Origin of the sequence: Comamonas sp. BIGb0152 (genome assembly GCF_024809975.1) — a bacterium.
GTDB lineage: Bacteria > Pseudomonadota > Gammaproteobacteria > Burkholderiales > Burkholderiaceae_C > Comamonas.
In genome coordinates, this window is the sequence record NZ_JANUDY010000002.1 from 100983 (window position 1) to 120030 (window position 19048).

The 19048-nt window shown below is 64.2% G+C and carries 19 protein-coding genes; 12 read left to right on the plus strand and 7 right to left on the minus strand.

The features are described from left to right. The first annotated feature begins 438 nt into the window (after positions 1-438). From M2375_RS03900 to M2375_RS03925, 6 genes are all read left to right on the plus strand, one after another. A complete protein-coding gene (locus tag M2375_RS03900) occupies positions 439-693 on the plus strand; it encodes a hypothetical protein (RefSeq protein WP_259164083.1) in 255 nt (84 codons plus the stop codon). Between the two features lie 162 nt (positions 694-855). Next, the gene (locus M2375_RS03905; protein WP_259164084.1) at positions 856-1398 is read left to right on the plus strand and encodes a Chromate resistance protein ChrB; all 543 of its coding nucleotides are present in this window, start codon (positions 856-858) and stop codon (positions 1396-1398) included. Continuing rightward, entirely contained in the window at positions 1382-2602 is a 1221-nt protein-coding gene (locus M2375_RS03910; RefSeq protein ID WP_259164085.1) for an MFS transporter, read from the plus strand. The genes M2375_RS03905 and M2375_RS03910 overlap by 17 nt, the downstream gene beginning before the upstream one ends. Positions 2603-2857: 255 nt before the next feature. Next, positions 2858-3184 (plus strand): DUF3649 domain-containing protein, encoded by a 327-nt coding sequence (locus M2375_RS03915; protein ID WP_259164086.1) that lies wholly within the window; start codon positions 2858-2860, stop codon positions 3182-3184. Next, positions 3181-4896: a PepSY-associated TM helix domain-containing protein gene (locus M2375_RS03920; RefSeq protein ID WP_404979272.1), complete on the plus strand. Its 1716-nt coding sequence runs from the start codon at positions 3181-3183 to the stop codon at positions 4894-4896. Before M2375_RS03915 ends, M2375_RS03920 begins: the two co-directional genes overlap by 4 nt. Beyond that, positions 4893-5225 (plus strand): DUF3325 domain-containing protein, encoded by a 333-nt coding sequence (locus M2375_RS03925; protein ID WP_259164088.1) that lies wholly within the window; start codon positions 4893-4895, stop codon positions 5223-5225. Before M2375_RS03920 ends, M2375_RS03925 begins: the two co-directional genes overlap by 4 nt. A gap of 59 nt (positions 5226-5284) precedes the next feature. On the opposite strand, the gene M2375_RS03930 is transcribed toward M2375_RS03925, so the two are convergent. Further along, positions 5285-5779 carry a hypothetical protein gene (locus M2375_RS03930; RefSeq protein WP_310473161.1) on the minus strand — a complete coding sequence of 165 codons (495 nt, stop codon included), beginning with the start codon at positions 5777-5779 and terminating at the stop codon, positions 5285-5287. A gap of 354 nt (positions 5780-6133) precedes the next feature. On the opposite strand from M2375_RS03930, the gene M2375_RS03935 reads away from it, so the two are divergent. Then, on the plus strand, positions 6134-6997 hold the full coding sequence (locus M2375_RS03935; RefSeq protein WP_259164090.1) for a transglutaminase family protein: 864 nt from the start codon (positions 6134-6136) through the stop codon (positions 6995-6997). 758 nt (positions 6998-7755) lie between these two features. On the opposite strand, the gene M2375_RS03940 is transcribed toward M2375_RS03935, so the two are convergent. Together M2375_RS03940 and M2375_RS03945 are read right to left on the minus strand one after the other, a co-directional pair. Next, complete coding sequence (locus M2375_RS03940) at positions 7756-8763, minus strand: tripartite tricarboxylate transporter substrate binding protein (RefSeq protein ID WP_259164091.1); 1008 nt, start codon at positions 8761-8763, stop codon at positions 7756-7758. Positions 8764-8783: 20 nt separating this feature from the next. Next, the gene (locus M2375_RS03945; protein ID WP_259164093.1) at positions 8784-9965 is read right to left on the minus strand and encodes a M20 aminoacylase family protein; all 1182 of its coding nucleotides are present in this window, start codon (positions 9963-9965) and stop codon (positions 8784-8786) included. A gap of 128 nt (positions 9966-10093) precedes the next feature. Between M2375_RS03945 and M2375_RS03950 the strand changes: the two genes are divergently transcribed. Then, a complete protein-coding gene (locus tag M2375_RS03950) occupies positions 10094-11002 on the plus strand; it encodes a LysR family transcriptional regulator (RefSeq protein WP_259164767.1) in 909 nt (302 codons plus the stop codon). Between the two features lie 41 nt (positions 11003-11043). On the opposite strand, the gene M2375_RS03955 is transcribed toward M2375_RS03950, so the two are convergent. The 3 genes from M2375_RS03955 to M2375_RS03965 are packed head-to-tail and all read right to left on the minus strand — an operon-like array spanning position 11044 to position 13877. Continuing rightward, positions 11044-11670, minus strand: a complete 627-nt coding sequence (locus M2375_RS03955) for a LysE family translocator (RefSeq protein ID WP_259164095.1) — start codon at positions 11668-11670, stop codon at positions 11044-11046. A gap of 44 nt (positions 11671-11714) precedes the next feature. Further along, on the minus strand, positions 11715-13196 hold the full coding sequence (locus M2375_RS03960) for a sensor histidine kinase (protein WP_259164098.1): 1482 nt from the start codon (positions 13194-13196) through the stop codon (positions 11715-11717). Beyond that, the gene (locus M2375_RS03965) at positions 13197-13877 is read right to left on the minus strand and encodes a response regulator transcription factor (protein ID WP_259164099.1); all 681 of its coding nucleotides are present in this window, start codon (positions 13875-13877) and stop codon (positions 13197-13199) included. Positions 13878-14127: 250 nt separating this feature from the next. On the opposite strand from M2375_RS03965, the gene M2375_RS03970 reads away from it, so the two are divergent. From M2375_RS03970 to M2375_RS03980, 3 genes are all read left to right on the plus strand, one after another. Further along, positions 14128-15084, plus strand: coding sequence for an ABC transporter substrate-binding protein (locus M2375_RS03970; RefSeq protein WP_259164768.1), 957 nt, complete (start codon positions 14128-14130; stop codon positions 15082-15084). An 81-nt stretch (positions 15085-15165) separates the two neighbouring features. Then, positions 15166-16026, plus strand: a complete 861-nt coding sequence (locus tag M2375_RS03975; RefSeq protein WP_259164100.1) for an ABC transporter ATP-binding protein — start codon at positions 15166-15168, stop codon at positions 16024-16026. A 35-nt stretch (positions 16027-16061) separates the two neighbouring features. Then, the gene (locus tag M2375_RS03980) at positions 16062-16943 is read left to right on the plus strand and encodes an ABC transporter permease (RefSeq protein ID WP_259164769.1); all 882 of its coding nucleotides are present in this window, start codon (positions 16062-16064) and stop codon (positions 16941-16943) included. Between the two features lie 216 nt (positions 16944-17159). Here the strand turns inward: M2375_RS03980 and M2375_RS03985 are convergent, their stop codons facing one another. Beyond that, positions 17160-17399 carry a hypothetical protein gene (locus M2375_RS03985; protein WP_259164101.1) on the minus strand — a complete coding sequence of 80 codons (240 nt, stop codon included), beginning with the start codon at positions 17397-17399 and terminating at the stop codon, positions 17160-17162. Between the two features lie 159 nt (positions 17400-17558). Here M2375_RS03985 and M2375_RS03990 point away from each other — a divergent pair, with 159 nt between their 5' ends. Continuing rightward, on the plus strand, positions 17559-18959 hold the full coding sequence (locus M2375_RS03990) for a PLP-dependent aminotransferase family protein (protein ID WP_259164102.1): 1401 nt from the start codon (positions 17559-17561) through the stop codon (positions 18957-18959). Positions 18960-19048 lie beyond the last annotated feature (89 nt).

Below are 19048 nucleotides of genomic sequence, written 5' to 3' on the forward strand. Positions count from 1 at the left end.
GCTCGGCTACGCCTTTTCGGCATTGACCTCTTTGCCCGTGTTGCGCTGGTCTAGCACCACGTCAAAGTGATACCCATCGTGCTTGATCGCGGTGCCCGTGGGCATGCCCCGGATGAATCCATGTTTATGAACCACGCTCGCACGCCACCATCACCCCGGAGGGATAAACCAAGAGTCTGCCTTTAGCGCGGGCAGCGCGGTGCTGCAGGTGATCGACCAACGCGGCGAGTTAGGCGAAATTTTTACATGCTCCCTTCCTGACTTGGTTGGAAAGTGTCAGCCATCGCCGCGATTGCAGATCCTCAGCGGGTGCATATGAAACAAGAGGCTGTAGCTATGTTATGTTTCATCCAGTTTCAGGGTGACACGTACAGCCGGTCGGAGGGCTGTTCGCGCAGACCTGATTTTTCATTGCGATACGCCCACAGAGGAGTCCGTATGAGATCCCGTGCAAAGTCTTTGTCGGAACTACAAATCACCGTCGTCACTCCAGACCAGACCAATTTATTCAAGATGGCCTATTTGGCTGGCATCACCGATGCGGCTGCCATCTTCAAGGTGGACGCCGAGACCGCTGCCAGCGATGAAGTGGCGCAGCGCGTTACCGCCGCACTGGCGCAGGCCGTGGCGGCGTTTGAGGACGATTGCCTCTCGGTGAGCCCTTGTCCTCTGGCACCGGAGGCGGACACCTGACGGAGAGGGACGCCAGCAGCGCAGCCCCGTACGCGGGGCTTTTTTGCGTCTGTGCAACGGGTTGGCGGTGCCGGGGCGCGTTTTAAAAACGCCTGCACCACCGCTGGAATGGATCAGGCATTCAGAATAAAATGAAACGGTCGTCACAAATTTTGATGATCGATGGATGCTATTAAATGGTTGCTGCTGACCTATAAGGTCCCCGCCGAGCCCACCGCCAAACGCATGGCGCTGTGGCGGCGCCTCAAGGCCCTGGGGGCCGTGTATCTGCAAAACGGCGTGTGCCTGCTGCCCAAGACCGATGACCATGTGCGCCGTCTTAAGGTGCTGGAAAACGACATCGCCGCCATGGACGGTGACTGCGTGCTGCTCGAGACCATTGCGCTCGACCGCCTGCAGGAGGACAAGGTCATCACCCGCTTCAAGGCCGACCGCGACGACCAGTACCGCGAGCTGCTGGGCCGCTGCCAGGATTTCGAGGCCGAGATTGCCAAGGAGATCGCGATCGAGAAGTTCACTTATGCCGAGCTGGACGAGGAAGAGACCGATCTGAAAAAACTGCAGACCTGGTACGAGAAGATCCGCAAGCTGGACTTCTACGACGCACCGCTGGCAGTCACTGCGGCCGAGCGCCTGCAGCACTGCGAATCCTTGCTGGAGGCCTACGCCCAACGGGTGTATGAGGCGCATGACGAAAACCGCTGACACCCCCCATCCCGCTGCCGAGGGCGCCCTGCAGCGCGGCGCAGGTGCGGTGCCGCGCAGTGTCTGGGCGCTGGGCTTTGTCTCGATGCTGATGGATATCTCATCCGAGATGGTCCATGCGCTGCTGCCCCTCTATATGGTGGCGGTGCTGGGCACCTCGGTGTTGGCGGTGGGCCTGATCGAGGGCATGGCCGAGGCCACGGCCTCCATCGTCAAGGTGTTCTCCGGCGCGATCAGCGACCGCTTTGGCAAGCGCAAGCTGCTGGCCGTGCTGGGCTATGGCCTGGGGGCCCTGACCAAGCCGGTGTTCCCGCTGGCGGGCGGGCTGGAATGGCTGGTGGGTGCGCGCTTTGTGGACCGGGTCGGCAAAGGGATTCGCGGCGCGCCGCGTGATGCGCTGGTGGCCGATGTGACGCCACCGCATTTGCGCGGCACCGCCTACGGCCTGCGCCAGACCTTGGACACCATTGGCGCCTTTACCGGCCCCTTGCTGGCCATCGGCTTGATGTGGTGGACGGCAGACAACTACCAGCTGGTGTTTTGGCTGGCGGTGCTGCCGGCGTTTGCGGCGGTGGCGGTTCTGGTGTTTTTTGTGAAAGAGCCCGCAACACCCGTGGCGCAAAGGCCGCGCCAACTGCCCTTGCGCAAAAGCGAGCTGCAGCGCTTGCCCCGGGCTTACTGGATGGTGGTCGGCCTGGGCCTGGTGTTCACCCTGGCGCGTTTTAGCGAGGCATTTTTGATCCTGCGCGCGCAGTCGGCCGGCCTGCCGCCCATGTGGGCGCCTGCGGTACTGGTGGTCATGGGCCTGGCCTATGCGCTGTCGGCCTATCCGGCCGGGGTGCTGTCCGACCGCCGGCCCCGGCAGGATGTGCTGCTGGCCGGCCTGGGCTTGCTGGTCGCTGCCGATCTGGTGCTGGCCTTTGTGCCTGGTGTGCTGGGCCTGGGGCTGGGGGTAGCGCTGTGGGGCCTGCACATGGGTTTTAGCCAAGGCCTGTTCAACGCCATGATTGCCGACAGCGCCCCGGCCGCGCTGCGCGGCACTGCGTTTGGCATCTTCCATCTGCTCACGGGCGTGGCCTTGCTGCTGGCCAGCGTGATCGCCGGGCTGCTGTGGGATGCCATTGGCTACCAGGCCACCTTTGTTTGCGGCGCCGGCTTTGCGCTGCTGGCGGCGCTGGGGCTGCTGCAGCGCGCGCGGGGCTGATTGCCCCGTTGGCGATGACGACACAGCGGCTGAAGCGGCCCTTGCTGGCCGTTCTTTTGCATTTTTAGGGCCTTGCACCCAGATTTCTGGCCATCGGTGCTGCTTGGCGGATGCCGCAATAATTGCCGGCCAGAATGATTATCAAGACTCATTCTCATTTAAAATACCGCGCGGCGCAGCCATGCCTTGCCAGGCATGGGCCATGCGCCTCGGGGTCCTACCACCGTGGTGGGCCCTGTTCACAGGATTGTCTAGATGCAAACAGCCGAAAACCACCCACCAGCAGCGGGGCTGTTGGGCTATCGCGCGCGGGTCGCCTCGCGGGCCATCGCCGCCATTGGGGGCGGCTATGCCTTGGCAGCAGCCTCTGCCGCAGCGGGGGCCGTGGGCTTTCAGTACCTGGGCATGGCTCGGGTGGATGCGACGATGGCGGCCACGATGCTGGCCTTTGTGGTCTACGCCGTGGCGGCGATGTGGGCCTTTGGCTGCGCGACTGCCTTGCGTGCCTGGCTGGGCATTGCGCTGCCGGCGGGCGCGCTGGCGCTGCTGGCCTGGGTACTGGCGCCGGGGGCCGTGGCATGAGGGTCGATGGCAAACCCGAGGGCCTGCGGCAATCGATGTCGTGGTTGCATACCTGGAGCGGGCTGCTGCTGGGCTGGCTGCTGTATGCGGTGTTCTTTACCGGCACTTTGAGTTTTTTCCGTGCCGAGATCACGGACTGGATGCGGCCCGAGCTGCACCAGTCGGTGCCGGATGCGGGCACCGCGCAGCGCGGGCTGGATGCCATGCAGGCGATTGCGCCCAAGGCCAGCAGCTGGACTTTGTCGCTGCCCAATGAGCGCCAGACGGCCATCGAGGCCTCCTGGCGCGAGCCCGGGGCCGCCGCCGGGCGGGCGGGCACGCAGCGCAGCACCCTGGATGCAGGCACTGGCGAGCAGCTCCAGCCGCGCGAGACGCGGGGCGGCGGCTTTCTCTACCGCTTCCATTTCGAGCTTTACGCCATGCCGCGTATCTGGGGCCGCTGGATTGTGGGCTTTGCCACCATGCTGATGCTGGTGGCCATCATCAGCGGCGTCATCACCCATAAGAAAATCTTCAGCGATTTCTTCACCTTCCGCCCGCGCAAGGGCCAGCGCTCCTGGCTGGATGCCCACAATGCCACCGCCGTGCTGGCGCTGCCTTTTCATCTCGTGATCACCTTTAGCGGCCTGGTGCTGCTGATGAACATACTGATGCCCTGGGGTGTGCAGACCGCTTACAGCGGTGACAGCAATGCCTACTTCTCTGAGCTGCGCGGCAACCGCCAGGCGCAGCCCGGCGCTGCAAATGCCAATGGCCCGCGCGAAGGCGGCCGCGCAAGCCGCCAGGCCGAGGCAGATACCGATGCGCCAGTGGCGTTGGCGCCCGTGGGCCCGATGCTGGCCGCAGCCATGGCGCAATGGCCTGCGCATGGCGTGGGCAGCATCACGGTCAACGCGCCGGGCACGGCCCGCGCCACGGTGGAGTTGCGCGAGGGTGGGGGATCGAGCCTGGTCAACCGGGGTGCGGGATCGACCTTGTTGTTTGATGGCGTCACGGGCGAGCCGCGCCCAGCGCCTGAGGCAGCGGCCATCTCTTGGCCGCGTGCCACCAGCAATGTGCTGGCCAGCGTGCACCTGGGCCGCTTTGCCGAGCCGCTGGTGCGCTGGTTGCTGTTTTTGAGCGGGGTGGTGGGCACCATCATGGCCGCCACCGGCATGGTGATCTGGGTGGTCAAGCGCTTGCCCGAGCGGCGCAAGCTGGGCCGCACGCCCCATGGCCACCGGCTGGTGGAGGTGCTCAATGTGGGCGCCATTGCCGGCCTGTCCGTGGCAACGGCTTCGTTCTTCTGGTTCAACCGCTTGCTGCCCGCTGAGCTGGCCGGCCGCAGTGACTGGGAGATTCGCGGCTTCTTTACCGTATGGGCGCTGTGCCTGCTGCACCCGCTGCTGCGCCCGCACCGCCAAGCCTGGCGTGAGCAAATGCTGGCAGCGACCCTGCTGTTTGCCTTGCTGCCACTGCTCAACGGCCTGAGCGGAGGCGCTTGGCTGACCCAAAGCCTGGCCCAGTCGCAGTGGAGCATTGCGGGTTTTGATGTGATGATGCTGGCCCTGGCAGCACTGCATGGCTGGGTGGTGTGGTGGTTGGCGCGCAGCAAGCAGACGGCAAGCCCTGCCGCACGCAAGGCGGTAGCGCCCGCCAAGGCCGCTGCAGCGGATGCCGGCCTGCTGGCGCCCCAGCCTGCCGTGGCCACGGCGATGGAGCAGCAGCCATGATGGCCATCGCCAGTCTGCTATGGGCGTTTGCAGGTTTTGCGGCACTGGCTGCGGCGATGGACCGCCATGAAGACCAGCTGGGCACCGCCACCCTGGCCGCCACGCAGCGCCATCTGTGGCAGGTGGCCGGCACGGGTTTGCTGCTGGTGTCGCTGGTGTTTTGCTTGCAGCGCTGGCACACCTCGGTGGGGATAGCCGCATGGCTGGGTCTGCTGACCTTGGCGGCATTGGCCTGGGGCCTGGTGTTGACCTATATACCCCAACGCGCGCGCAAGCTGGCGCTGGGGGCTGCAGGGCTGGGCCTGCTGGCGGGAGCCTTGACGTACTGAATGCCAAACGCCGCCCCAGGCAATAGCCTGGGGCGGCGCGCGTTCAGACGCTAAACGTTTCAGCCTTGATTGCTCTGCTTGTACGCGCGATTGGCACGCTCCCAGGCGGCCTTCACAGCGGGCTCGGCCTGCGGCCAGCCCAGGCGGCTTTGCGCACGGTCTGCCTGCCAGCGGCTTTCCCAGTCGCTGCGCGCAGCTTCCCAGTCCAGATGGCCATCGCGCACCGACTGGTAGCCGGCGCGGTAGGCCGGCGCATAGTCGTCATAGGTATAGCCTTGGGCGAAGTAGGGCTCACGCTGGTAGGTATCCGCCCAGTAGGCGTCTTCGGCCGTGGGGTTGACGGCCTCAGCAGCGCCCTTGCCAGCCAAACCACCGATCACCGCGCCAACGACACCGCCAACGGCGGTACCAATAGGCCCGGCCACCGAGCCTGCGGCTGCGCCGGTGAGGGCACCGCCGGCTGCGCCAATGCCCGTGCCGATAGGGTGGGCACCGGGTTCATCGGTGATCGGATCGGGGTTGAGTTTGCCGTGGGGGTCTTGGGGATGGGTCATGTGCTACTCCTTGGTTGTGGCTTGGGGATGGCGGTCTCCAGGGGGCCCGTTTGTGCGGTCTGTTGGGGATCCGTCCTCGCCACTCCATGGTGCTGCGCGGCCCCGGCGGCGGCCGTAGGACAAGCGCAGCAGCGCCAGTCCGACAGGCCTGCGCCGCCTTGTCAACCCAGGCGGGCGCTGGGTTGCCGGGGACCACAAGCGTGCAGGGCATTTGCCTGACAGACGGCGTTGGCATGCGGGTGCACACTGGTGTAAGCGCAGCCTTAGCCCCCTAGATGCGGGCTGGCGGCTCTCTGTATGGAAGGGGCCGCCAGCCAGGAATATTCCTCGACGACGTCCCAAAGGCCCCACGCCATGATTCGACTGCAGTTCTCTTTGGAGCTTGCCTATACGGTGCTGACGCCGAGCGCCGATTTTTTCTTTAACTTCCATCCTGCCTACACACCCCACCAGACCGTGATGCTGGAGAACCTGAATGTGAGCCAGGCCGCTGCCACCTGGACGATGCAGCAGGACGCCAGCGGCCAGCGCAGCTTGCGGCTGCAGGCGCAGGCCGGTCCGCTCAAGCTCAACTACCAAGCGACGGTGGAGATCGCGCACTACCGCGATGATCCCTCGCAGATTCCGGAGGTGCCTGTCTACCAGTTGCCGCTGGAGGCCTTGCACTACATCTACCCCAGCCGCTACTGCCAGTCGGACCGGCTGGCCGCCTACGCCTATGCGCTGTTTGGGGACCTGCCCCAGGGCTATGCGCGCGCGCAGGCAGTGTGTGACTGGGTGCAGCAGCATGTGAAGTTCCGCTCCAACAGCAGCAGTGGCACCACTTCCGCCGTCGATACCTTGGTGGAATGCGTGGGCGTCTGCCGCGATTTTGCCCACCTGATGATTGCCATGTGCCGCGCCATCAACTTGCCGGCGCGGTTTGTGACTGGCACCGACTACGGCGCCGACCCCGCCTTAGGGCCGCCGGATTTTCATGCCTATGTGGAGGTGTATCTGGGCGGTCGCTGGTACTTGTTTGACCCCTCCGGCACGGCCATCCCCATGGGCATGATGCGACTGGCGACCGGACGGGACGCCGCAGACGCAGCATTTGCCACCATTTTTGGCGGGGTGTACAGCGAGCCCCCGCGCATTGAGGTGGTGGCCGAGCAGAACGGTTTGCAGTGGCAGCTGCCGGTGCATACCGCACAAGGCTTGTCGACGGCGCTGGTCTGAGCGCTGGCGGCTGCGCATGGTGCCGCCCTGTGGGGTGCAGCCTGGCGCCCAAAAAAATACCGCCCCCAAGGGGGCGGCAGTGGATACAAGAAGAAGGCCGATCCTGAAATTCAGGGCGTTCATGCAAATTAAGAGAGGGAGGGAGGGTACGCACAAACTCGGCAAAACTGTTGCTTAAATTCTAGGCCGGGCTCGGGCGGGATGTTGTCAGTCCTCACAGCGCAATCGTCAGCAATTGACAAAAAAAGAGCCCGCATCGCTGCGGGCTCCAAGGTCGTGTTCCTTTTCTTCTACTTCTACCTCCCTCCAGAGGAATCCGTATGATATGTCAAAGCTATGAAAAGGCAATGGTCATAAATTCAACAAATGTCAGCATGTTGCAAGCTTGAAAGTGCGCAAGCACCCTGGCCCCTATGAGAGGCTGTTTCTTCCAAGCGATAGATTGTTTGTCTGCGCAAGATTGCGGGGCGTCTTTCCCCGGGGACTTGCAGAGGACCGCGCAGGCACTCTGCAGGCAAGGCCGGTAAATGCGCTGTTAAACCGTTACGGGATGCTGCCAAATGCCTCGCTTACAGGGGGCAATCAAACGTTGCCAATGCAACATTATGCGGGGGTTTGGGCCCTGCGTAAGGCTGAGCACGGGCCATGGGTTGGCAAAAACTGGGCCGACAAACCGAACAGCCGGCGTGCTGCAGCAGCGCCGGCTGTGTTGCGGCAGGCCGCCCGCTTTTAGCCGCCTGCCATGGTTTGCCTTGTGGTCAGGCCAGCGGTTTGCGGCCCACGGTGCGAATGAGCTCACCCACCCGCTGCAGGTACTGGTCAAAGGTCTGGTTGGCGGCGGCCTGGCTGTCGGTGGGCTGGGCTACGGTGCGGCCTTCGGCCTCCAAGCGGGCACGTATCTCGGGGTTGAGCAGGGCGGCGCCAATGGCATTGCGCAAGATAGTGACGCGATCAGCCGGGCAGCCTTGTTTGACAAAGTAGCCGCCGCTGATGGTGTAGGCGAAGTCGGGCACCAGCTTGCTTTGCGTGATCAGCGGAATATGGGCCAAGGGAGTGGGCAGCTCTTTGGAGAAGCTGGTCAGCACCTTGAGCCGGCCCTGGGCCTGCATGGCATCAAAGCTGGTCTGGTAGGCCAGGATGGCCAGATCCACCTCGCCGCCTGCTACGCCTTGCAGCGCCGGTGCGCCGCCTTTGTAGGGCACATGCAGCAGGGGGGCGCCAACACGGGTCGCCAGCGCATCGCCCATCAGGTGGTAGATCGAGTCAATGCCCACGGTGGCATAGGTCAGCGGCTTGGCGCCGCTTTGCTTGGCCAGTGCGATCAGTTTGTCCAGCGAGTCCACCTGCAGCCCGTTGCGCGCCAGCAGCACGATATGGGCCTCGCTGATCGGGGCGACCAGGCTGAAATCCTTGGGTGTGTAGCGGGCCGAGGGGTTGAGCATGGGGGCCAGAAAGACCTCGTTGATGGAGCCATGGAAGAAGGTGTAGCCATCGGCCTGCGCGCTCAAGACCTTGTTGGCGCCGATCAGGCCGGTGCCGCCGCCATAGTTCTCGACGACGACCTGCTGCTTGACGCTCTTGCCGATGGACTCGCCAAAGATGCGGGCAGCGGTATCACTGGCGCCGCCTGCCGGGTAGGGCACGACCAGGGACAGCGGCTTGGTCGGGTAGGCATCGGCTGCCCAGGCCTGCTGCGTGGCCAGCCAGGGGGCGCCCGCCAGCAGGCTGGCGTATTGAAGAAATTGGCGGCGATGGGTTGCGGTCATGGTGCTCTCGCTAGGTGGGTTTATTGCAGATAGCTTTGTGCCAGGCTGGCCCAGAAGGCCGCCCCGATGGGCAGGGCTTTGTCATTGAAGTCATACAGCGGGTTGTGCACCATGCAGCCGCCGTCTTGCCCCAGGCCATTGCCTAGCCGCACATAGGAGCCGGGGCGGTGTTCGAGCATGTAGGCAAAGTCTTCGCTGCCCATCACCGGGCCCCGGGTGACCACGTTGTCAGCACCCAGCAGCTGCGTGGCCACTTCGCGGGCGCGCTCGGTTTGGGCGGCATGGTTGACGAGGACCGGGTACTTGCGCTCGTACAGCACATCGGCCTGCAGCTGGTAGCTCTGGGCCTGGGCACTGACAAAGTCGCGCAGCCGGGTTTCGATCTGGCGGCGCACCTCGGGGTTGAGCGCACGGATGCCGATCTTGATCGTGGCGCTTTCGGGCACGATGTTGTAGGTGGCGCCGGCCTGGATGGAGCCGACGGTGATGACGGCCGATTTGAGGGCATCGACCTCGCGGCTGACCAGCGACTGCAGGCCCAGCACGATGCTGGCCGCTGCCTGCATCACATCGATGCCGTGGTGGGGCATGGCGCCGTGTGCTGAGCGCCCGGTCAAGGTGACGGTGGCGCGGTCGAACGAGGCCATCGCAGGGCCGGCAATCACGCCGATCTGGCCCACGGGCAGGCCTGGCGTGTTGTGCAGCGCGTAGATTTCGTCGCAGGGGAACTGCTCGAATAGGCCGTCATCGACCATGCGCAGCGCACCGCCTTCGTTCTCTTCGGCCGGCTGAAAAATCAGGTTCAAGGTGCCGCTGTAATCGACGGACTCGGCCAGGTAACGGGCCGCGCACAGCAAGATGGCTGTGTGGCCATCGTGGCCGCAGGCATGCATCTTGCCGCTCAAGGTGCTGGCATAGGGCAGGCCGGTTTTCTCCTGGATGGGCAGGGCATCCATGTCCGCACGAATGCCCAGGCTGCGGCTGCCCTGGCCTTTTTTGAGGCGACCTACCACACCGGTACTGCCCAGGCCCCGGTGCACTTCATAGCCCCAGGCTTGCAGGCGCTCGGCCACCAGGTCGCTGGTGCGAAGCTCTTCAAACGCCAGCTCCGGGAAGGCATGGATCTGGTGGCGAATGCCGACAAACTCAGGCGCAAGGGCCTGTACGGCAGATAGCAAGGAGGGGTGGATAGCTGCGTTCATGGTGGGGCCGTCATAAAAAAGTCAAACCATTATCGAAAGCGCGATCCGTCGCGTCCATGACAACGGACGCAATCAAACGTTGCAAGAATCGCAACAATTGCCGGAGGCGAACGATGTTGAACCTGGGAATGGACGATGTGCTGGACCGCAAGCGGGCCCTGTGCCTGCTGCAGATCATGGAAACCGGCTCGGTGCGCGGCGCAGCCGATGTACTGGCGGTGGACCCGTCGATGGTCAGCCGCACGGTGGCGCGGCTGGAGCAGGACACGGGCCTGGTACTGCTGGAGCGGCGCGGCAGGGGCGTGGTAGTGACCGATGCCGGCCGCATGCTGGCGCTGTTTGCCCGCCGCCAGCAGGACCTGCACGACACCTTTGTCGCCGAGGTCAACAGCCTCAAGAACGGCCAATCTGGCCACTTGGACTTGGTGCTGGGCGAGGGCACCCTGGACATGGTGATGGGCCCGGTGCTACAGGATTTTGTGAAAGCCCATGGTGATGTGCGCTACCACATCCGGGTGGCCGGCACCGAAGAGGCCGTGCAGTGCATTTTGGAAGACCGGGCGCATATCGGCCTGGTCTTCCAGCCCCCGATGGATGCGCGCCTGCGCTCCCACCATGCCAGGCTGGCCCCCGTGCGTGTGCATGTGCACAAGGGCCACCCATTGGCCAGCCACAGCGGCCCCTTGAGCCTGGCCGACCTGGCGCCATACCCCGGCGCGGCGCTGGAGGAATCCTTTGGCGTGCGCAAACACATCCAGGCCGCTGAGCTGGAGGAGAACATCCGCCTGCAACCCATGCTGACCACCAACTCCTTCAAGGTGCTGTGGGACTTTGCGGTCATGGGCCTGGGTTACATCATGACGCCGCGCTCCATCCCGCTGCAGGGTGTGGCGCTGGATACCTTGGTGTCCCTGCCGCTGGCCAGTCCGGTGCTTAACCACAGCCAGCTGCATGTGGTGACGCGAGCGGGCAGGCCGCTGTCGCCAGTCGCTTCGCAGTTGTTGCGCCAGATGGTGGCGGCGTTTTCGGCGGCTTGATGTCTCCCCGAAGGGAGCGGCTACCAACCGTCATACACGATTTAACCTGGCCGCCGTGCCAGCAGCGCCCAGACCCCGGCGGCCGACAGCAGGCCACCCCCTGCCATGTTGAACCAGCGCAGCGACCTGGGTGAGGACAGCAGCTTTCTGGCAGACGATGCAAAGGCAGCATAGAGCGTGGCGTTGAGGGTGGCCATCACCACAAAGGTCAGGGCCAGAATCCAGAGCTGGCGCCCAAGCGGTGCCTCGGCGCTGATGAACTGCGGCAGAAACGCCACGAAGAACACAATGCCTTTGGGGTTGAGCGCCGTGACCAGGTAGGTATTGGCAAACAGCTTCCAGCGGGAGACCGGAACGGCAGTGGGCACCAAGGCAGACGCAGAGACGCCAGCGCGCAAGAGCTTGATGCCCAGGTAGAGCAGGTAGAGGCCGCCTGCCCATTTGACGACGGTGAACCACAAGGCCGATGCCGCCAAGAGTGCCCCCAGTCCCAACAGCGACACCACCAGCGCCGTCGAATCGCCCAGCGCCACTGCCGCGACAAGCGGTATATTGGCGCGGCGCCCCTGGGCCAGGGAATAGCTGATGACGGTGAGAATGGTCGGTCCAGGGATGATGAGCAGCACCGCAGATGCTGCGACAAAGGAAAGCCAAAGTTCTATGGGCATGGACGCTCCTGGTGGTTGAAGAAAATTGCCGGATCATTCCCGCGCTAGCGCGCAGCGCGTGCAAAGCGCACGCTGATGCGCAGGCCCGGGCCGAAGGGCGGGGTGGGGCGGTGATGGGCATCGGCCAGCGCCAAGCGGGCGCCTGTGGCGCGTGCCACTTCTTGCACAATCGCCAGGCCCAGGCCGGTGCCGGGTGTGTCATGGGCCAGGCGGTAAAAGCGCTCCAGCACCCGGTCGCGGCTTTGGGCGGGGATTCCGGGGCCATTGTCTGCAACAAACAAAAGCAGGCTGTCCGCACTGGCGTGCAAACCCAGGGTGACCTGGCCTTGGGCAGGGGTGTAGCGGATGGCGTTGTCCACCAGGTTGGCAACCAGCTCGGGCAGTAGGCGGCTGCTGGTGTACAGGCAATAGACATGGGGGTCGGGGTTGGCGGCTGCTAGCCCGGGCTCTGGGGCATGGGGCTCTTGGGTTTCCTCCCATCCCAGGTCGATGTGCTTGAGGTCTGCCGCCGGCGCCATGGCTTCCAGGCACTGCAGGCACAGGGCGCGCAGGTCCACCCACTGCGGGGTGTGGGCGGCATGCGCTGCGCTGCCGGCTTCGGCCTGGGCCAGGGTGAGCAGCTGGTTGGCCACATTCAGCAATTGCTGGTTGCTGCGCTGCAGCCGCTGCAAGACGGCCAGGCGCTGCGCGACGGAGAGGGCGGCCAGCTCGGCCTGCGTTTGGCCCAGGGCCTGCTCCAAGGTATGGGCCTGGATGGCCAGGGGCGTGCGCAGCTGGTGCGCCGCATCCGAGATGAACTGGCGCTGGCGCGCCACCTGGGCGCGGATGGTGCGGGCAAACTGGTTGACGGTGTCGGCCAGCGGCCGCAGCTCCTGGTGCAGCTGGCGCGAGTCGAGATGAAAATCCACATCCTTTGCCGGCCGCTGCGCCAGCTGGCGTGCCATGCGCAGCAGCGGGCGCAGCTCCAAGGTCAATGCCGTGGCGCTTACCAGCACGGCCACGGCAAGGGCCCAGAGCAGGTATTCCAGCGTCGGCCACCACAAGGTCTGCACCATGTTGTCGCGGCTGTGGGTGGTTTTGCCGACCAGGATGGTGATCTCGCGGGCGCCCGCCACGTCGTACATGGCCCGGCGGGTGATGACGGCGCGTATCGGTTGGCCCTGCCACACCGCGTCATACCACTGGGCGTTGTCGCTGCCGCTCAGTTGCAGCTTTTGCGGTTGCGGAAAATCCTGCTGGCCCGCCAGCAGCTGGCCTTGGGCATCCATCACGCTCAGGTAGACATGGTCGCGCGCGGGCGACATGAACAGGCTGAGCGCCGAGGGCGGCACGCTGGCGCGCACATCGCCGTCCTCCCAGATCAGCCGGTCGGCCAGGATCTTGGCCGATGACAGCAGGTCGTGGTCTTGCACATAGTCGGCCGCGTCCTCGGCGTGCTCATGGGCAAACCAGCCGCAGACTGCGACCAGCACGGCCAGCGGCAGCAGCAGCCACAAGGCCAGGCGGGCGCGCAGGCTGTGCAGCATTTATTCGGTACCCGCGAGCTTTTGCTTGAGCAGGTAGCCCACGCCGCGCAAGGTCATGATCGTGGTGTCGCTGGCCTGCAGCTTCTTGCGCAGGCGGTGCACATACAGGTCGACCGCATCGGCGCTGGCCTCTTCGTCCATGCCGTAGATCACATCCATCAGCCGTTGTTTGGACAGTGCGCTGCCGTTTTGCAGCATCAAGGCTTCGAGCATGCTGCGCTCGCGCGGGGGCAGGGCCAGTTCTTCGCCCGCCACGCTGAACAGGCGCGTGCGCAAGTCAAGCTGCAGATTGCCGCAGCGCACCTGGTTGTCGCGCCCAGGCATCTGGCGCCGCGCAATGGCCTGCATGCGCGCGAGCAGCTCGCGCACTTCCACCGGTTTGACCAGGTAGTCATCGGCGCCAATCTCCAGGCACAGCACCTTTTGGTCGAGCGAGTCGCTGGCCGTCAGCACGATCACCGGCAGGCTGTCGCCCCGCTCGCGCAGGCGACGCAGCAAGGCCTTGCCGCTGAGCTGGGGCAGGTTCAGGTCCAGCAGCAGCAAGTCGTAGTGCGATTGGCTGAGCAGCTGGTCGGCCGCATCGCCACGGTCCACATGGTCCACCACAAAGGCATGCTGGCGCAGCAGCTCGGCCAGGGACTGGGCCAGTTCCAGGTTGTCTTCGACCAGAAGAATCTTCATCGGAGGAGGTGGGACGCCGGGCGCCCGTAAATAGATCAGGGATAACCACTAAAAATGCTGCAGTGCAGCGAAAGCGCACTGAAAGGGTGCAGTTTCTAGACTCTGTTCCTATCCGGTGCATTATGCGGTCGCCCAGTGCGACGCTACTGCAGGTGCCGGGACAACAACCTCAAGGAGACACCGCATGACCACGTTCCACGCTTCTCGCCGCAACGCCCTGGCTGCCATCGCCGCAGCTGCTGTCTGCTGCATGGCCAGCACGGCTGCGCAGGCGGCAGACGACACCGTCACCATCATGGTGGGCGGCATCAACAAGATCATCTATTTACCCGCCAAGCTGGCCGAGTCGCTGGGCTACTTCAAGGAAGAGGGCCTGAAGGTCGAGCTGCAATCGCAACCCGCTGGCGTGGATGCAGAAAACCAGCTGATCGCCGGTGCCGTGCAAGGCGTGGTGGGTTTTTACGACCACACCATCGACTTGCAAGCCAAGGGCAAGGAGATCCAGGCCATTGCGGTGTTCTGCAAGGTGCCCGGTGAGGTGGAGCTGGTGTCCACCAAGGCAGCCGCAGGCGGCTTTAAATCGATGGCCGATGCCAAGGGCAAGACCCTGGGCGTCACCGGCCTGGGCTCGTCCACCGAGTTCCTGACCCGCTACCTGGTCGACAAGGAAGGTGTGGCCAGCAAGGACTACTCGCTGCTGCCCGTGGGCGCTGGCAACTCCTTTATCGCCGGCATGAAGCAGGACCGCATCCAGGCCGGCATGACCACCGAGCCGACCGTCTCGCAAATGCTCAAGACCGGCGATGCCAAGGTGCTCGTCGACATGCGCAGCGAAGAGGGCACCAAGGCGGCACTGGGCGGCCTCTACCCCGCCGCCAGCCTGTACGTGCGCAATGAATGGGCCGCCAGCCACAAGGAGCAAGCCAGCAAGCTGGCGCGTGCCTTTGGCAAGACCATGCAATACATCAGCAGCCACAGCGCCGAAGAGATTGCCGAGAAGATGCCCAAGGACTACTACGGCAATGACAAGGAGCTGTATGTGGCAGCGCTCAAAGCCTCGCTGCCCATGTACACCAAGGACGGCAAGATGCCCGAGGGCGGCCCCGAGACCGTGCTCCGGGTGCTGTCGGCCTACAAGCCCAATGTGAAGAGCGCACACATTGACCTGGCCAAGACCTATTCCAACGCCTACTTGAGCGCCCAGTAAAAATCGGCGCGACCGGCCCAGCAGCGCGGCATGCCGTGCTGCAGTTGGCGCACAAACCCCAGCCCTTTCGGGAGACTCCCCATGTCCTATGCCACCCAGGCGGTTGCCAGCCAGCAACCGTCCAGCCCCTTGCAGCCCAAAAATACCGCAGCCTCTGCGCAGCAAACCGATGCGGCCATCGAATTTGACAAGGTATCGCTGCGCTTTATCGCGCCGGACGGCACGGCCACCTTGGCGCTGCGCAACTTTTCTATGAGCGTGGCCAAAGGCGAATTCATCGCCATCGTCGGCCCCACCGGCAGCGGCAAATCCACCACCTTGAACCTGATCACCAGCTTGCTGCAGCCCACGGTAGGCGAGGTGCGTGTGATGGGCAAGAAGGTCGAGCAGATCGATCCGCGCATCGGCTTTGTGTTCCAGGCCGATGCCGTCTTCCCCTGGAAATCGGTGCGCGACAACGTCGCGGCCGGCCCCATCTTCCGCGGTACACCGCGTGCGCAAGCACTCAAGCTGGCCGACGAGTGGATCCACCGCGTGGGCCTGGCCAACTTTGGCAACCACTACCCGCACCAGCTCTCGGGCGGCATGCGCAAGCGCGTGGCGCTGGCGCAGACCTTTATCAACCAGCCGGAAATCCTGCTGATGGACGAGCCCTTCTCTGCCCTGGACATGCAGACCCGCACCTTGATGCAAGACGAGCTGCTGCGCCTGTGGTCGGCCTCGGGCGGTTCGGTGGTGTTTGTGACGCATGACCTGGAGGAAGCCATTGCGCTGGCCGACCGTGTCTTTGTGCTGACGGCCCGCCCCGCCACCTTGAAGCGCGTGTACGAGATCGACCTGCCACGTCCCCGCGTGATGAGCGAGGTGCGCTATGACCCGCAGTTCATCGACCTGTCCAAGCGCATCTGGGATGACCTGCGCGAAGAAGTCCATATCCAGTAAACCAAGGCAAGGAACACACCATGTCTGAACTCACCATGAACCCTCGAATCTCCCCCGCGCAGGCAGCGGCAGACCACACCCCCGCTGCCGTAAGCGATGCCGCGCTGGCGCAGGAATCCATCGCCGCGCAAGCAGCCATCCAGCGCCGCAAGGCCCTGATCCTCGGCCTGCGCCTCTTGGTGCTGGTGTTTGTGCTTGGCGGCTGGGAGCTGTCTGCCCGCATGCAGTGGATCGACCCCTTCTTCTATTCCATGCCCTCGATGATCTGGAACCAGATTGTCGAATGGATGCGCGACGGCACCTCGCAAGGCCCGCTGTGGCAGCAGGTACTGGTCACGTTGGAAGAAACGGTGATCGGCTTTCTGATCGGCTCCATCGCCGGCGTGATCTGCGGCATTGTGCTAGGCCGCAACAAGCTGCTGTCCGATGTGTTTGCGATCTATATCCAGATTGCCAACTCCATCCCCCGCGTGGTGCTGGGCTCCGTGTTTGTGATTGCACTGGGCCTGGGCATGGCCTCCAAGGTGGCGCTGGCGGTGGTGATGGTCTTCTTTGTGGTGTTTGCCAACGCCTTCCAGGGTGTGCGTGAGGCCGACAAATACATGATCGCCAATGCGCAGATCCTGGGCGCATCGCCGCGCCAGGTGACCCTGTCGGTGGTCATTCCATCGGCCATGTCCTGGATTTTGGCCAGCCTGCATGTGAGCTTTGGCTTTGCGCTGGTGGGCGCCGTGGTGGGTGAGTTTCTGGGTGCCAAAGAGGGCATTGGCCTGTTGATCTCCACCGCGCAGGGCGCTTTCAATGCCAGTGGCGTATTTGCCGCAATGATTGTGCTGGCGGTGGTGGCCCTGGGCGCCGACTTTTTGCTGACCCGGCTGGAAAAGCGCTTGCTCAAATGGCGCCCTGCGGCTTTTTAAGGCCGTGATGGCCGAATAAGGCGGGCCCAAGGGACTATTTCAAATCTCCCCTGCCGGTCGTACAAGCACTCCACGCTGACCGGCTTTTTGCCACCTCTGCCAACCGAGGTGGCATTTTTTTGCCGGGCAGCTGGGCGTTGCACACGGGCATTGCGCTGCGGGTGTCCCCGGCAAGCGTTCAGCCGCCTGGCGATGCCCGCCAGGCCATCCTGGCCATCAGGGAAATTGCAAGTCCAAGCCCAGCGTTCTGACCAGGCCAAAGGTGACCAGCCCCAGGCCCATGAGCGACAGCACAAAGAGGGTGGCCACCATGCCGCCTGCGCGCAGCACCGTGCGCAGGTCCTTGCCCTTGCCCTTTTTGCCTTGGTCGTAATGCCATTTGATGGCAAAGAACATGCAAGTGCTGAACATGGCCAGCTTGAAGATGACGAAGACTACCGGGATCCAATCGATCATTTTGAGAATTTCCAGCCAATGAATTGGCACTGTCGTTTGCAGGCAATACCAGCGCCCCGATGTGCGGGAAAAAAACCCCTGCGACGGCCATACAAGGATAAGGGTGCTGCCTGTTATGGGGCATAGTACGCAAAAGCAATTTCCATACATGAGGACAAAATGTCCCAGTCTGAAACCATACAAGATGAGCCCTTGTACCGCTGGCTCCCGCGCCTGGCCCAGCATGGTGGGCCACGGTTTTTGCAGATTGCCGATGCCTTGGAGGCCGCGCTGGCCGCTGGATCGCTCCAACCCGGTGACCGCTTGCCGCCGCAGCGCCTGCTGGCCGCGCAGCTGGGCGTGGACCTGACCACCGTCACGCGCGCCTACGACGAAGCCAGGCGCCGCCACCTGTTGGAGGGGCGCGGCGCCCGGGGCACCTATGTGGCGGCGCCCAAAGTGGAACTGGCCTCGGTCATCGACATGAGCATGAACACCCCGCCACCCCCCGATGGCCTGGATTTTGACGACCTGCTCAAGCAAGGCCTGTCTCAGGTGCTGATGCGGGCAGATGCCCAGTTGCTGATGACCTACCACCTGGGCGGGGGGAGTGACTCCGACCGCCAGGCGGGCGCCCAATGGCTCGAGCCGATGTTGGGGCCGCTGGATGCGGGGCAGGTTGTCGTCTGCCCGGGCGCGCAAGCGGCGATTGCCGCCTTGATTTTGGCGCTGACAGCGCCTGGCGATGTGATCCTGGCCGAGCCCCTGGCTTACCCCGGCTTGCGTACCGCAGCGAGCCAATTGGGGCGGCGCATCGTGGCGGTGAAGGCGGACCAGCATGGCATGCTGCCCGAGCTGCTGGAACAGGCCTGCCGCCAGCACAAGCCTGGGCTGGTCTACCTCAATCCAACGCTGCAGAACCCGACCGCCATCACCATGCCGGAGCGCAGGCGCCAGGAGCTGGCAAGCATTGCCAAGCGCTGTGAAGTGCCCATCGTTGAAGACGACCCCTACTGGCTGCTGGCCGATGCGCCGCCGCCGCCCATTGCCAGCTTTGCCCCGCAGCAGAGCTACTACATCTCCACCCTGTCCAAATGCCTGACCCCCGGCTTGCGCGTCGCCTTCGTCCGGGTGCCCGACGCGCAGGAGCGCGAACGCCTGTTGGTCGCGCTCAGATCCTTTGCGCTGATGGTGGCGCCGCTGACAGCGGCCCTGGCCACGCAATGGATCTTTGATGGTTCGGCCCAAAGCTTGATGGAGGGCGTGCGCAAGGAGGCACGCCTGCGCCACCGGATGGCCCGGGATGTGCTGGCGGGCCGCTACAGCGGCGCTGGCGACGGCCTGCATGTATGGCTGGAATTGCCCGGGTACTGGAGCCCCTCGCAGCTCGCCCGCGCCGCCGACAGCGAGGGGATCGCCATCACGCCGGCAGAGGCGTTTGCCACCGGCGGCAAAGCCCCGAACGCCATCCGCATCTCTTTGGGCAGCATCCGCGACAGGAGCCGCTTGAAGGCGGGCCTGCAGCGGCTGTCCCATCTGCTGGCGCGGCGGCCGGAGACGATCAGCGCTGCGGTGGTGTGACTGGGCTGTGGGGAGGGTGCGTTCCCAGGGCGTTCTTTTAAGGCGGGCCAGGTGTAAGTCAGCGTGGCAAGGCGATGTGCTGCGCGTCA